The following is a 12,394-nucleotide window of genomic DNA, read 5'->3' as shown; positions in this document are numbered from 1 at the left end:
GGGTGGGAGATCGACGGGGGTGGGTACGGCCGGACGGGTGAGCGGGACGTTCTTCCCGGGCGCGTTACGCTCCCCGCTCCTCCTGCCCCTCCCGCCGCCGGCGCCACTCTCGCACCACTTCCTCCACATCGAAGAGCCCGAGGCGGAGCGGAGGCCCCTCCGGGGGCCGCCGGAGTGCCGCGGCGATCTTCTCGTTGATCGCTTCGAGGACGCGTCGGACCTCCCCTTCCGAGCGCGCGCCGAGCGCCGCCGCGTGGGCGTCCTCCGCCTCCTTGCGGAGGACGAGGGAGGCGGGCAGCAGCGACAGCCGCTCGCGCCGCAGTTTCTCCTTGATCCACCACAGCTCGTCGTGGGGGCGGTCGAGGCCGGGCAGCGGCTTGCCGAAGCCCGGGAGATCCTTGAACTCGCCGCGTGCGACGGCCTCACGGACCTGTCGGTCGGCCCAGGTCTCGACGTCCATGCCGGGCGGTATGCGTTCGGTCATCGGTCGGCTCCCCTCGCCTGCGGCCTGTGCTTCCAGTGTCGCTCACGGGAAGGCGAACCGGGCGGGCCTCCTCGGCCGTGCCGTCTGATGTGGAGTCAACTTACTTTCTGCGCAGTCCGATTCAGGCCGGTCCGAGACTGACGCGGACGAGATCCAGGATGGCCTCGTCCCCCAGGCCGGAGGAGCGGGCCTCGGCGACGAGCCGGCCGGCGGCGGCGAGCAGCCGGGCGCGGTCGGCGACGGCGTCGCCCGTGGTGACCACCGCGCCCCGGCCGCGCCGCAGTTCGATGACCCCCTCCTCGCGCAGCCGCTGGTAACCGCGGAGCACGGTGTGGACGTTGACGCCGAGCGAGTCGGCCAGGGCGCGGGCGGCGGGCAGCCGCTCCCCCGGGCGTACGGAGCCGTCGGCGATCGCGGCGCGGACGGACGCGGCGATCTGGTCGCCGAGCGGCACGGGCGATCCGTGGTCGAGCCGGACGAGCACCTCAGCCCCCGTCGCCCGCGGACCGGCGGGCCCGGTCGGCGAGGGTGTTGAGCAGGGCGGCGGCGGTCGCCGCGTCGTCGACCGTGACGACGAACTCGCCGCCGGTCGTCAGCCGGACCACGAGGGCGTCGCCGGAGCGCAGTACGAGTCCGCTGCGGCCGGACCGGGCGCGGTACCCCCAGCCGCCGAACTCGCGGAAGGCGTCGACGGTCCGGCCGTCGGCCGACACGACGCGGTCGAGACCGATCCGCAGCCGGGGCCGGGGCGCCCACAGGGGCGCGGCCGTCAGGCCGTGGCGGTCGACGGTGACGCGCGCGCCGGGCAGGGCGAGGAGCAGGACGCCGCCGGCGCCCAGGGCGAGCCCGGCCTCCCAGCCGGACGCGAACGCCAAACCGGCCCCCGCGGCCAGGAAGGCGCCGCCGACTCCGAGCAACGGGCGCGAGACCACCGACCGCGTCCAGACCGCGTCTTCGGTCGCCGTGAGCGCCAGGCGCGGCACGGGCCGGGCGGCGGCGGAGGCGGCCTTTTCGCTCGCGGGCGGGGCGGTGAGGCCGGCGCCCAGGGCGCCGAGGAGGCCCGCCACGGGGATGGAGGCCAGGGCGGTCCAGAGCGTGGCGAGGCCCAGCCGGGCGTCTTCGGGGGCGTCGGCGGACGCGTTGCCGACGACGGTCCACACGAGGAGCGAGGCGATCAGCGCGGCCACGGCGTAGGCGGTCGCGGCGAGACCGCGCCAGGAGAGCGCTTCGAGTTCGAGGAAGAAGGCGAGCGCGGCGAAGAGGACGGCGGGCGCGAGGACGAGTGCCAGGCCCTCGTAGGGGAAGGCGCTCTTCGCGGTGAAGCCGTCCGCGCGGCCCGAGCCGTCGAAATGCGTGGCCAGCCGGTCGGCCAGCCGGTGCCGCCGGCCGGCGAAGACGACCAGGAAGACGGAGGCCGTCAGGAGGTACGGCAGTGCGGCGAGGGCCGGACGCCAGGGTCTCGCGGCGGTGCGCAGGGGAAGGTTCACCGACCACCTCTCAAGAGGGCGGGCTCTCCGCGGGGAAGCCACACTTTGTTCGCATAGATATAGAACAACAATAGATCAAGGCCACCCTCCCGCGAAAGATCTCATATCTGAGATACCGTCTACCTCATGACAGACGCTTACCTCTCCCGCATCGGCAAGCTCATCCGTGACGCCCGGCAGCACCGCGGCTGGACGCAGTCACAGCTCGCCGACGCGCTCGGCACCAGCCAGAGCGCGGTCAACCGCATCGAGCGAGGAAATCAGAACATCAGTCTTGATATGATCGCCCGTATCGGTGAAGCGCTGGACAGTGAGATCGTCTCCCTGGGCTATGCCGGACCCATGCACCTGAGGGTGGTCGGCGGGCGGCGGCTGTCCGGTGCGATCGACGTCAAGACCAGCAAGAACGCCTGCGTCGCCCTGCTCTGCGCCACTCTCCTCAACGCCGGCCGCACCACCCTCAGGCGGGTGGCCCGGATCGAGGAGGTCTACCGGATCCTGGAGGTCCTCGGCAGCATCGGCGTCCGCGCCCGCTGGATCAACGACGGCAACGACCTGGAGATCGTGCCCCCGGCCGACCTCGACCTCGACGCGATGGACCGCGAGGCCGCCCGGCGCACCCGCAGCGTCATCATGTTCCTGGGCCCGCTGCTGCACCGCATGGACCAGTTCGGCATCCCCTACGCGGGCGGCTGCGACCTGGGCACCCGTACCGTCCAGCCGCACATGACCGCGCTGCGCCACTTCGGCCTGGAAATCACCGCCACCGACGGCACGTACCACGCGAAGGTCGACCGCGGCGTCTCCCCGACCCGCGCCATCGTCCTGACCGAACGCGGCGACACCGTCACCGAGAACGCCCTGCTCGCCGCCGCCCGGCACGACGGCGTCACCGTCATCCGCAACGCCAGCTCCAACTACATGGTCCAGGACCTCTGCTTCTTCCTGGAGGAGCTGGGCGTCAAGGTCGAGGGCATCGGCACCACGACCCTCACCGTCCACGGCGTGGCCCACATCGACCGCGACGTCGACTACGCGCCGTCGGAGGACCCGGTGGAGGCCATGAGCCTGCTGGCCGCGGCGGTCGTCACGGAATCGGAACTCACCATCCGGCGGGTGCCGATCGAGTTCATGGAGATCGAGCTGGCGGTCCTGGAGGAGATGGGTCTCGACCACGAGCGCAGCCCCGAGTACCGCGCCAACAACGGCCGCACCCGCCTCCTGGACCTCACCGTCCGCCCCTCCAAGCTCCGGGCCCCCATCGACAAGATCCACCCGATGCCGTTCCCCGGCCTGAACATCGACAACGTCCCCTTCTTCGCCGCCATCGCCGCCTTCGCCCACGGCCAGACCCTCATCCACGACTGGGTCTACGACAACCGCGCCATCTACCTCACCGACCTCAACCGCCTCGGCGCGGACGTCAAACTCCTCGACCCCCACCGCGTCCTCGTCGAAGGCCCGACCCGCTGGCGCTCGGCCGAGATGATGTGCCCCCCGGCACTCCGGCCCGCGGTCGTCGTCCTGCTGGCGATGATGGCGGCGGAGGGCACGTCCGTACTGCGGAACGTGTACGTCATCAACCGCGGGTACGAGGACCTGGCGGACCGGCTGAACTCGATCGGGGCGCAGATCGAGATCTTCAGGGACATCTGAGACGCGACGGCCGGGCGTGGCCGCCCGAGCCGCCGGAGCGCGCTCGGGCGACACGCCTCGGCCCTGTCCGATCGGCGGCCGGTGAGCCGGTCGTGCCGTACGCGGTCGCGTCGCGGCCCGCCGCCGGCCCGACCGTCAGACGGCGCTGAGGGGGTGGGGTGCCGTCGCGGAGCGTGGGGGCCAGGCGCAGGGGGTCAGGATGCCGAGGACGTAGGCGCGGGCGACGAGGGCCGGGCGGGTTGCCGCTCCCAGGAGGTGCCGCAGGCGGCTGAGGTGGTAGTCGACCGTCTGCCGTGACAGTTGCAGCGACGTGGCGATGTCGCCGTTGCTGCTGCCCTCCGCCAGGAGGGAGAGGATGCGGACCTGCGCGGCGGTGAGCGGCGCGTGCGGCTCGTGGGCGAGGCTCTGGTGGGTGACGACGGCCCAGACGTGCCGGGCCCGGGTGGCGGAGTGGCCGATCGTCGTCAGGTGGAGCCGCGCGCGGCGCCGCAGCCCCTGGGCGTCCACGAGCAGCGCGGACGTCTCGACCCTCCGGGTGCGGCGGGATATCAGGCCGTTCCAGCGCCGGCGCAGCCGGTCGAGGTCGGGTTCCGGGGCGAGCAGGGTGTGCGCGCGGCGGCCGACCAGGTCGTGCGGGCTGAGCCGGAACAGTTCGGCCGCCGCCGCGCTCGCCTCGACCACGCGCCCGTTCGCCGAGAGCAGGGCGCAGGGCAGTCCGCTGTGGTCGCGCAGGGCCTGTAGGTGCTCCTCGGCTTCCTGCCACCGGTCCGTGGCGCGCAGGTGGTCCGTGACGTCGACGTAGATGCCGGCGACGCAGGTCTGCGCGTTCTCCCGGACGGGGAAGCGGTGGCCCACCGCCCGGCCCGCGGTGCCGTCCCGGCGCCGGTAGCCGAGGGTGTGCCGGACCGGCGTGCCCCGGCTGAGGACCTCCTGGTCGAGGGTGCGGAACCGGTCGGCCTCGGCGGGCTCGTCGAGGTCCTCTATGTACTTGCCGACGACCTGTTCCGGGTCGGTGCCGTAGAGGTGCCCGTAGGCGTGGTTGGCCCACAGGTAGCGTCCGTTCCCGTCGCGTATGAAGGCGGCGGCCGGAGCGAGGTCCACCAGGTCCGCGAAGGCCGCGTGTCCGCGCGGGGCCTCAGTGCGGGTGGCCTCGGTGCGGGTGGCCGCCTCCACCGCGAGGCCGCGCGTACGTCCGCGGGTCCGGCTCCCGCCCGGGAGCCGGCTGACGTCGAAGGCGCGGCCGTCGAACCGGATCCGCCGGCGGCCCTCCGGCGACGAGGGCCCCAGGCCGGGGAGTTCCCGGCGCAGCAGGTCGAGGAAGCGCCGCCGCGTGTCCGCGTCGGCGAAGGCACCGCCTCCCTGGTCCAGCACCTGCCACGTCTCGTCGGCCTCCCACCAGAACACGGGAAGGTGCTCGAGCAGTGCCTTGAGACTGGATTCGTCCACAGCGGTCTCCGTCCGTATACGACTGGCTGACGCTCAGTCATATGGCGGGGGATATCCCGCGCTCGTTCCGCACATGCCCGGCGCCCGGCCGGGGCCGGCGGGCCGGAAGCCGCGGCGGGGGCGGAGGCGCCGCCGGGGACTCAGGCAAATGCCTGAGTTCCGGGCGGCCTGGGAGGCGTCGCGGGCGGTCGCGGCCTGGTCCCCTTGAGTGAGCGGGTGAACACGCCCCGCCACGTGGGCCGGTGAGCCGACGCGCTCACCGCGCGTTCCCCCGCGTACGGCGATCCGTCGAAAACGGTAATGATGGGAGACGAACTTCCGTGAGCAAGGTGCTGTTAGTGCATGCCAAGGGTGGTCCGCCGCTCGGCCATGTCCTGTCCAGGACGGCCGCGAAGGCGGAGGTGCACCTGCTGGCGCTCAGCGCTCTTCCTCCCGCCGTGGCGGGCTCCGCCCGCAGAAGGTGCGCCTCGGTCGTGACCCCCGCGGGCGCCCACCGCTCCGACCTGGTGTCCCTGATCGTCGCGCGGGCCGAGGCCGTGGGCGCGGACGCGGTGCTCACCTTCTCCGAGTACGCGGTCGTGGCCGTCGCCGAGGCGTGCGAGGCGCTCGGTCTGGCGGGGGCGGGCAGCGCCTCGGCGCTCGCTCGCGACAAGCGGCTGATGCGCCGCACGTGGCAGCGGCACGGGCTTCCGCAGCCCGAGTTCCGTCCCGTGCGGACCGAGGCCGACCTGCACGCGGCGGCGCGCGCCCTGCCCGGTCCGCTACTGCTCAAGGCGGCCTGGAGCGCCGGCTCCACCGCGCACCGGATCATCCGCTCCCCGCACGAGGTGCCGGCCGCCTGGGCCCGCTCCCGTGCCGTGATGGCCGAATCGGCTCAGCTGGGCTACGCGGAGCTGCATGTGGCGGAGGCCGACGCGGACTACGTGGTCGAGCGGATCGTCACCGGCACCGCGTCGGACTGGTTCGACGAGCCCGGCTGGGGCGACTACGTCAGCGTCGAGGGCGTCGTGACGAACGGCGTCTTCCGCCCGGTGTGCCTCAGCGGGCGGATGCCCACGGTCGAGCCGTTCACCGAACGCGCGAGCATCACCCCCGTCCCGCTGGCCCAGGACGCCCAGGACCGGATCGTGGACCTGGCCCGCCGCGCGGTCGACGCCCTCGGCCTGCGCGACTGCGGGACCCACACCGAGATCAAGCTCGGCGCCGACGGCAGGATGTGGCTGATCGAGACGGCCGCCCGGTTCGGCGGCGCGATGACCGTGCCGCAGATCGAGGAGGTCTTCGGGCTCGACCTCGTCGGCATGCTCGTCGACCACCTCCTCGGGCGTCCGGTCGCGTGGCCGGAGCGGGCCCTGACCCCGGCGCGGGCGCGCGGTGCGGCGGGCTCCCTCGTCGTCCTCGCGGTCGACGGCCACGGCCGGGCCTGGCCGGACCGCAGGATCTGGGACTTCCGCGCCGTCGCGGAGGACGTGCCGCTCAGCCGGGGCAGCCGCCTGTCGGTGGTCGCCGAGAGTTCGCTCCCCGACGGCAGCGTCGTGCCGGTGTACGACCCGGCCGCCGGCGCCAACACCATGGCGGCCCTCTGCCTGCTCTCCGCCACGGACGCGCGGACCGTGCTCCGCGACTTCGAGACCCTGGTGGACGCCCTGCCCCGGGTGCTGCCCGCCGCTCGGCTCCAGGAGGTTCCGGCATGACCGCCCGGCTGCTCACCGGTACCACCGAACCCGCCACGGACCGCACGGTCGTCGGCGAGAACCTCTCCCTGCCGCTCTTCCGCACCCTCTCCGGGGTCCTGGCGGGGCACCCGTACCTGAAGGTCGTCGTCGACCGTGCCGAGAACACCTGGCACCTGCTCGACACCGCCGCGCACCCCTTCCACGTCGACTACATCGCCACCCGCGTCCTGGGCATGGACCTGACCGCGCTCGACGCGGACCTCGACGCCTTCAACGCGTCCGTCTACATGGACCCCGAGCGTCGCTTCCTCCTCGGCGTGCTGTCCCTGCACACCGACGAGGACACCGACGGCCGCGAACGCACGTTCCTCGTCCTGGAGACGACCGAGGCCGACACCATGAACGGCGAACTCCTCACGTTCTTCTACGAGTTCGTGCGAGCCCGGGTCGACGACAGGCTGCCGCTGCTCCTCAAGCCCGCCAACCACGGGCAGGAGGAGGAGCTGGCGGCGATCGGCGAACAGCGCGTGCCGCGCGTCCTCAGCCACGAGCTCTTCGGCTCCCGGGTCCGCACGCCGCTGAATCCCGGCGAGGCCACCGGGCGGCTGCGGTTCTTCCGCACGCAGGAGGAGTACACGGCGTACAGGGCGACGGCGGAGGGCGGGCTCGGCTGGGCGGACATCGTGGCCATGCCCTGTCTGCCGGACGACATCCCGCGGGTCGCCGGGTTCCTGAACACCGCGCCGATCACGCCGCTCTCGCACACCAACGTCCTCGCCTCCGGCTGGGGCATACCCAACGCGATCGTGCGCGACCTGGAGGAGCTCGTCGAGAAGGAGGGCCTGGACGGCGCGTGGGTCCGCTACCGAGTCCGCGAGGACGGGATATCCCTGGAGCGGCTCGACCACGAACCCGAGCTGCGGGCCCCGGCCTGGCACCGGCAGCGCATCCGCCTCGAACCGCCGCTGCTCGAAGACGTCCCCGTGCTGGCCCTGCACCGGCTGCGCGGCGCGGACCGCGACCGCTACGGGACCAAGGCGGCCAACCTCGGCGAGCTGCACCACGTACTCGACAGCCGTACGGCCGACCTGACCGCCTACTACGGGCGGCCGCGCCCGCCGCGCGAGGACCTCTACGGCCATCTCGCGGCCCGCCTCGGACTGAGCGCTCCCTCCCTCGCGGAACTGCGCGCCGCCGCGGCCGACTTCGTGGCCGGGACGGTCGGCGCTCCCGAAGGCGTCGCGCTGCCCTTCGCGCTCCAGCAGCACTTCCTGGCCTCCTCCCCCGCCATCCAGCAGGGCATCGGCAAGCTCAAGATGGCACTGGAACTCGACGCCGGCGACGTCCTGGACTCGCTCTGCCTGCAGCTCCAGCACCTGATCCGGAACACGCCCGTGCCCGACGCGGTCTCCCGGCAGATCCGCCAGGCGTTCCCCGCCCCCGGCGGACCGGACGGCCGTCTGGTGGTGCGCTCCTCGTCCAACGCCGAGGACCTCCCGGGGTTCTCCGCGGCGGGGGTCTACGACTCCGTCACCACCACCCGGGAACCCGGCGAACTCCTGGACGCCGTCCGGCAGGTGTGGGCCTCGCTGCTCTCGCCCCGCGGCGTCCGGCTCCGCCACCAGGCCGGCATCTCCCTGGACGACACCTACATGGGCGTCATCGTCCAGGAGTACGTCCCCGCCGCCCTCGGCGGCGTTCTGGTGACCTGCGACCCGACCCGCCGCGAGGACTTCCGCAACGTCTACCTCAACTGCTCTCCCGGCTCCCCGGAGCAGGTGGTCGAGGGTTCGGTCCTGCCCCAGCAGTACCTTTACAACACCGTGGAGGGCGGCGGCCGGACCGTCGCCCTGGGCTCCTGGAGCGACGGGCTCCCCGCCGGCACCCGCGCCCGGCTCGCCGACCTGTGCCTGGCCGGGCGGCTCCTGCAGTCCCACTTCAGCGCGTCCGACGTGGACCGGCCGTTGGACATCGAGTGGCTGATGACGGACCGGGGCGACTTCCGGCTGGTCCAGATCCGCCCGTACGCGCTGTGAGCGCGCGCTCCGGCCGGCGGGACGCGGCCACCGGTCCGACCGCCGCCGCCCGCCGGATCATCCGGCTCAACTACGGCTTCCAGCTGCTGTTCAACCTGCTGTGGTGGATGCCGGTGTTCTACGCCTACCAGCGGGAGGCCGGGCTCTCGGACGGGCAGATCTTCGGCATCCAGAGCATCTACTACGTGGCCTTCTGCCTGTTCGAGATCCCGACGGGCCTGATCGCCGACCGGATCGGCACCCGCAACTGTCTGCGGGCCGGCGCGGTGGTCATGACCGCGGCGAACCTGGCTCCGGTGGTCAGCGCCTCCTACACCGGCTTCCTCGTCCACTTCCTGGCCATCGCCGCCGGCCGTTCCCTCACCTCGGGAGCGGCCAGCGCATACCTCTACGACGGCCTGCGCGCCGAGGGGTGCGACGAGCACTACCTGCGGGCGGAGGGCACCGCCCGGGCGCTGGGGCTCGTGGCGAAGGTCGTGTGCTGGCCGCTGGTCGGGCCCCTGATGGCCGTGGCGCATCCGGCCCCGTACGTGCTCAGCGCCGCGAGCGCGGCGGGCTCCCTCGCCTGCGCCGTCGCGCTGCCCCGCCTCGCGGGGGCGGGCGGCGGCACGGCGAGGACGGACGGAGGGCGCGGGGGCGCGCGCGGGGGCGGTGCGTTCCTGCGGGACGCGGGCACCGCGCTGCGCTGTATCGCCTCCTCGCCCTGGCTGGCCCTGCTGATGGTGCAGGGCGTGGCGGTCTTCACGCTCTCCCGGATCTGCCAGGTCAACCTCTTCCAGCCGATCCTGCTGGACCACGGGATCGCGGAAGCCTCGCACGGCAGTGTGATGGCGGCGATGACGGTGGCGGAGGCGGTGGCGTCGGCCCGCCCGCAGTGGCTGAGCCGCCGCCTGTCACCGGTCGCCTGGGTCTCGCTCCTCAGCCTCGCGCTGGCCGGCAGCCTGGCGGCCATGACCTTCGGCGGGCCGTGGGCCGTCGTCGCCCTGCTCTGCCTGTTCGCCGCCGCGACCGGCTTCGCCTATCCCGTCCAGCGCAAGCTGGTGAACGACGCGGTGCCCGCGCACGCCCCGCGCGCCACGCTGCTCTCGGTCGAGAGCATCGTGGACCGCGCGGTGTGCGCGCTGGCCGCGATCGCCGTGGGCGCCTATCTCGCCGCCGGGCGGCTGGACGCCTTGCTGTGGCACAGCGCGCTCGCCACGGTGGTGCTCATCGGCGTCCTCCACCTGCTGCTGCGCGGTGGAGCGGTCAGGCGGAGGAGCGCCGGCCGAGAAGCTCGACCAGCCGGACCGGCAGAAACGCCGGCCGGTGCGGCCGGCCGACCTGATACGGCAGGAACCCGAGCGCGGAAGCCGCTCTGACCTCCTCGGCCGTCTCCGCCTGATAGACGACGCGGCAACGGCCCGAACCGGCCTTCGCCCGCTGCCAGAGGGCGGGGGCCGGCTTGCGTTCCGCCTCGGTACGCGGGGTGAGGACGCGGTCGCCGAAGTCCTTCCAGGCGAAGGGCGCGGGTCCCCGCCAGGTGGCGTCGACCTCCTTCCGCAGCCTGGCGGCGCGCTCGGCGTCGGTCCTGCCCCAGGAGGGCGGCACGTTCGTGATCAGCCCGACGGGAACGCGGCGCGCGCGCAGCGCCCGCAGGTAGGAGGCCGCGCCGGGCCGGTAGTCGATACCGCCGTCGGCGGCGGTGTGCACGAGGGTCTCGCCCAGGTCGAAGTACACGACGGGGCAGCCCCGTTCCCGCGCGGCGGCGACCGTCCGCGTGACGCCGCCCGCGTCACCGGGCGGCGCCGCACCCGCCGCGGCACAGAACACGGCCGGCACCAGCGCCGCACCGACCGCGAGGCCCACCCGCACGGAGCCTTTGAAGGCGGATCCGTTCATACGTCGTCGCCCTTTCCTCACACACACCGGTCCCCCGCGCTCTACCCCCGCACACCGTGTGTCACCCAACCCCTTGCCGCGTGCGCGACTGGTCGACCAGCTTCCCGTACCCGGCAAGGCGCACGCAGACGGCCACGCCCTGGGCGATCCGCTCAAGCTCGGCCGTCTCGGGGTAGGTGGGGCCGATCCGGATCACACTGTCCTGGGGGTCGTCGCGGTACGGATGTGTGGCGCCGGCCGGGGTGACGGCGATTCCGGCTTCCTTCGCGAGGCGCACGACTTCTCGCGCGCAGCCCTGCAGGACGTTCAAGGTGATGAAGTAGCCACCCTTGGGATGCGACCAGGTCGCCAGCCCGCTGCCGTCCAACTCCCGGGCGAAGACGCGCAGCACCGTGTCGAACTTGGGGCGCAGGATCTCGCGATGGCGACGCATGTGCGCGCGCAGGCCGTCGGTGTCGCCCAGGAAGCGGGCGTGTCGGAGCTGGTTGAGCTTGTCCGGGCCGATCGTCCGCTTTCCGGCGTACGAGAGCCACCAGTCGACGTTCGCGGGCGAAGAGCCGAAGAACGCCACACCGGCCCCGGCCATGGTGATCTTGGAGGTGGACCCGAAAACGAACGCCCGGTCCGGGTGCCCGGCTTCGGCGCACGCGGCGAGGATGTCGGCGACCTCCACCTCCTCGTCGGTGAGGTGGTGGACGGCGTACGCGTTGTCCCAGAAGACACGGAAATCCGGGGCCGCCGTCTCCATGGCGGCGAGCCGGCGCACGGTCTCCTCGCTGTAGCACGTGCCGTCAGGGTTGCTGTACTTGGGCACGCACCAGATCCCCTTGACCCTCGGGTCGGAACGCACCAAATCCTCGACGGCGGTCATGTCGGGGCCGTCCGGAGTCATCGGGACGGGGAGCATCTCGATGCCGAACCGCTCGCACAACGCGAAGTGACGGTCGTAGCCGGGGACCGGGGCGAGAAACGCCACTTTCCGGTCGGCCCAGCGACGCTCGCCCTCCGGCCCGCGCCCCAACAGCAAGTGGACGAGGCAGTCGTGCATCAGCTCCAGGCTGGAATTCCCGACCGCCACCAACTGCTCGACGGGGACCCGGAGAACGGGAGCGAATATCTCGCGCAGCTCACGCAGTCCCTTCCCCGGGGGGCCGTAATTCCGGCAGTCGGTGCCGTCGGCGGCCCGGTACTGGTGCGCCGGCAGATCGAGAAGCCCGCCGGCCATGTCGAGCTGCGCGGGTGAGGGCTTGCCTCGGGTCAAGTCCAGCGAGAGCTTTTGGGCCTTGAGGGCGGCATAGTCGTGGCGCGCTTGGTCGAGACGCGCGGTCAGGGCCGCGGAGTCGTCGCAGAGGGTCGGCATCGTGTCCTTCGGGGTGAGTACTCTCCATGGGCTCTCGCCTATGGCGCGGTGGTCGGCATATTCGCGCCTGTCAAAGCCCCTTCCCCTCCGATCCGCAACACATCCTCCAAGGGCACGACGGACACCGGAGGAAAGAGAGACAAAAGAGTTCGCCCAATGAAGGCAAAGAGGGTTCATGGCGGCAAGCAGTCGAGGCGATCGGGGACCCCTCCACGTACCGCCCGATGCGAGCCGTTCATTTGCGTTTTACGCATATACCCTCGACGTCCGCAGTAACCCGAGGAGCGTCGTTGCGCTGTCTTCATCCTGAATGAGCCACAGATGCGAAAAGAGGCGCCTGGGCGGGGGGCGGCTCCGGCGGGGTGTGGGGA

Annotated in this window: 10 protein-coding genes; 4 read left to right on the top strand and 6 right to left on the bottom strand. The window is 72.6% G+C overall.

From position 1 onward, the window contains the following. Positions 1 to 64: 64 nt before the first annotated feature. The 3 genes from ACSNOK_RS23270 to ACSNOK_RS23260 all read right to left on the bottom strand — a co-directional run bounded on the left by ACSNOK_RS23270 (position 65) and on the right by ACSNOK_RS23260 (position 1,971). The gene (locus tag ACSNOK_RS23270) at positions 65 to 484 is read right to left on the bottom strand and encodes a DUF1992 domain-containing protein (RefSeq protein WP_436782700.1); all 420 of its coding nucleotides are present in this window, start codon (positions 482 to 484) and stop codon (positions 65 to 67) included. A gap of 121 nt (positions 485 to 605) precedes the next feature. Further along, positions 606 to 968 carry a GntR family transcriptional regulator gene (locus ACSNOK_RS23265; RefSeq protein ID WP_436782699.1) on the bottom strand — a complete coding sequence of 121 codons (363 nt, stop codon included), beginning with the start codon at positions 966 to 968 and terminating at the stop codon, positions 606 to 608. A 1-nt stretch (position 969) separates the two neighbouring features. Then, the gene (locus ACSNOK_RS23260; RefSeq protein WP_436782698.1) at positions 970 to 1,971 is read right to left on the bottom strand and encodes a hypothetical protein; all 1,002 of its coding nucleotides are present in this window, start codon (positions 1,969 to 1,971) and stop codon (positions 970 to 972) included. Positions 1,972 to 2,097: 126 nt separating this feature from the next. Here ACSNOK_RS23260 and ACSNOK_RS23255 point away from each other — a divergent pair, with 126 nt between their 5' ends. Then, positions 2,098 to 3,627: a helix-turn-helix domain-containing protein gene (locus ACSNOK_RS23255; protein ID WP_436782697.1), complete on the top strand. Its 1,530-nt coding sequence runs from the start codon at positions 2,098 to 2,100 to the stop codon at positions 3,625 to 3,627. 135 nt (positions 3,628 to 3,762) lie between these two features. Here ACSNOK_RS23255 and ACSNOK_RS23250 read toward each other — a convergent pair whose 3' ends face one another. Continuing rightward, entirely contained in the window at positions 3,763 to 5,073 is a 1,311-nt protein-coding gene (locus ACSNOK_RS23250; RefSeq protein WP_436782696.1) for a PAS domain S-box protein, read from the bottom strand. Positions 5,074 to 5,402: 329 nt separating this feature from the next. On the opposite strand from ACSNOK_RS23250, the gene ACSNOK_RS23245 reads away from it, so the two are divergent. Genes ACSNOK_RS23245 through ACSNOK_RS23235 form a run of 3 tightly spaced genes read left to right on the top strand, consistent with a single transcriptional unit; the run spans position 5,403 to position 10,143 of the window. After that, positions 5,403 to 6,767 (top strand): ATP-grasp domain-containing protein, encoded by a 1,365-nt coding sequence (locus ACSNOK_RS23245; protein WP_436782695.1) that lies wholly within the window; start codon positions 5,403 to 5,405, stop codon positions 6,765 to 6,767. Next, positions 6,764 to 8,785 carry a PEP/pyruvate-binding domain-containing protein gene (locus tag ACSNOK_RS23240; RefSeq protein ID WP_436782694.1) on the top strand — a complete coding sequence of 674 codons (2,022 nt, stop codon included), beginning with the start codon at positions 6,764 to 6,766 and terminating at the stop codon, positions 8,783 to 8,785. Before ACSNOK_RS23245 ends, ACSNOK_RS23240 begins: the two co-directional genes overlap by 4 nt. Beyond that, entirely contained in the window at positions 8,782 to 10,143 is a 1,362-nt protein-coding gene (locus ACSNOK_RS23235) for an MFS transporter (protein ID WP_436782693.1), read from the top strand. The genes ACSNOK_RS23240 and ACSNOK_RS23235 overlap by 4 nt, the downstream gene beginning before the upstream one ends. Here ACSNOK_RS23235 and ACSNOK_RS23230 read toward each other — a convergent pair. Together ACSNOK_RS23230 and ACSNOK_RS23225 are read right to left on the bottom strand one after the other, a co-directional pair. Then, positions 10,031 to 10,663, bottom strand: coding sequence for a hypothetical protein (locus ACSNOK_RS23230; RefSeq protein ID WP_436782692.1), 633 nt, complete (start codon positions 10,661 to 10,663; stop codon positions 10,031 to 10,033). The genes ACSNOK_RS23235 and ACSNOK_RS23230 overlap by 113 nt on opposite strands. 61 nt (positions 10,664 to 10,724) lie before the next feature. Next, complete coding sequence (locus tag ACSNOK_RS23225) at positions 10,725 to 12,023, bottom strand: aminotransferase class I/II-fold pyridoxal phosphate-dependent enzyme (protein ID WP_436782691.1); 1,299 nt, start codon at positions 12,021 to 12,023, stop codon at positions 10,725 to 10,727. Between the last annotated feature and the right edge of the window lie 371 nt (positions 12,024 to 12,394).

This window comes from Streptomyces sp. URMC 126 (genome assembly GCF_051386555.1).
GTDB lineage: Bacteria > Actinomycetota > Actinomycetes > Streptomycetales > Streptomycetaceae > Streptomyces.
This window is presented reverse-complemented; position numbering and strand designations above follow the sequence as displayed.

Coding starts and splice junctions, on each gene's coding strand:
- ACSNOK_RS23270 (WP_436782700.1), bottom strand. CDS start 484: ATGACCGAACGCATACCGCCCGGCATGGACGTCGAGACCTGGGCCGAC.
- ACSNOK_RS23255 (WP_436782697.1), top strand. CDS start 2,098: ATGACAGACGCTTACCTCTCCCGCATCGGCAAGCTCATCCGTGACGCC.
- ACSNOK_RS23240 (WP_436782694.1), top strand. CDS start 6,764: ATGACCGCCCGGCTGCTCACCGGTACCACCGAACCCGCCACGGACCGC.
- ACSNOK_RS23230 (WP_436782692.1), bottom strand. CDS start 10,663: ATGAACGGATCCGCCTTCAAAGGCTCCGTGCGGGTGGGCCTCGCGGTC.
- ACSNOK_RS23225 (WP_436782691.1), bottom strand. CDS start 12,023: ATGCCGACCCTCTGCGACGACTCCGCGGCCCTGACCGCGCGTCTCGAC.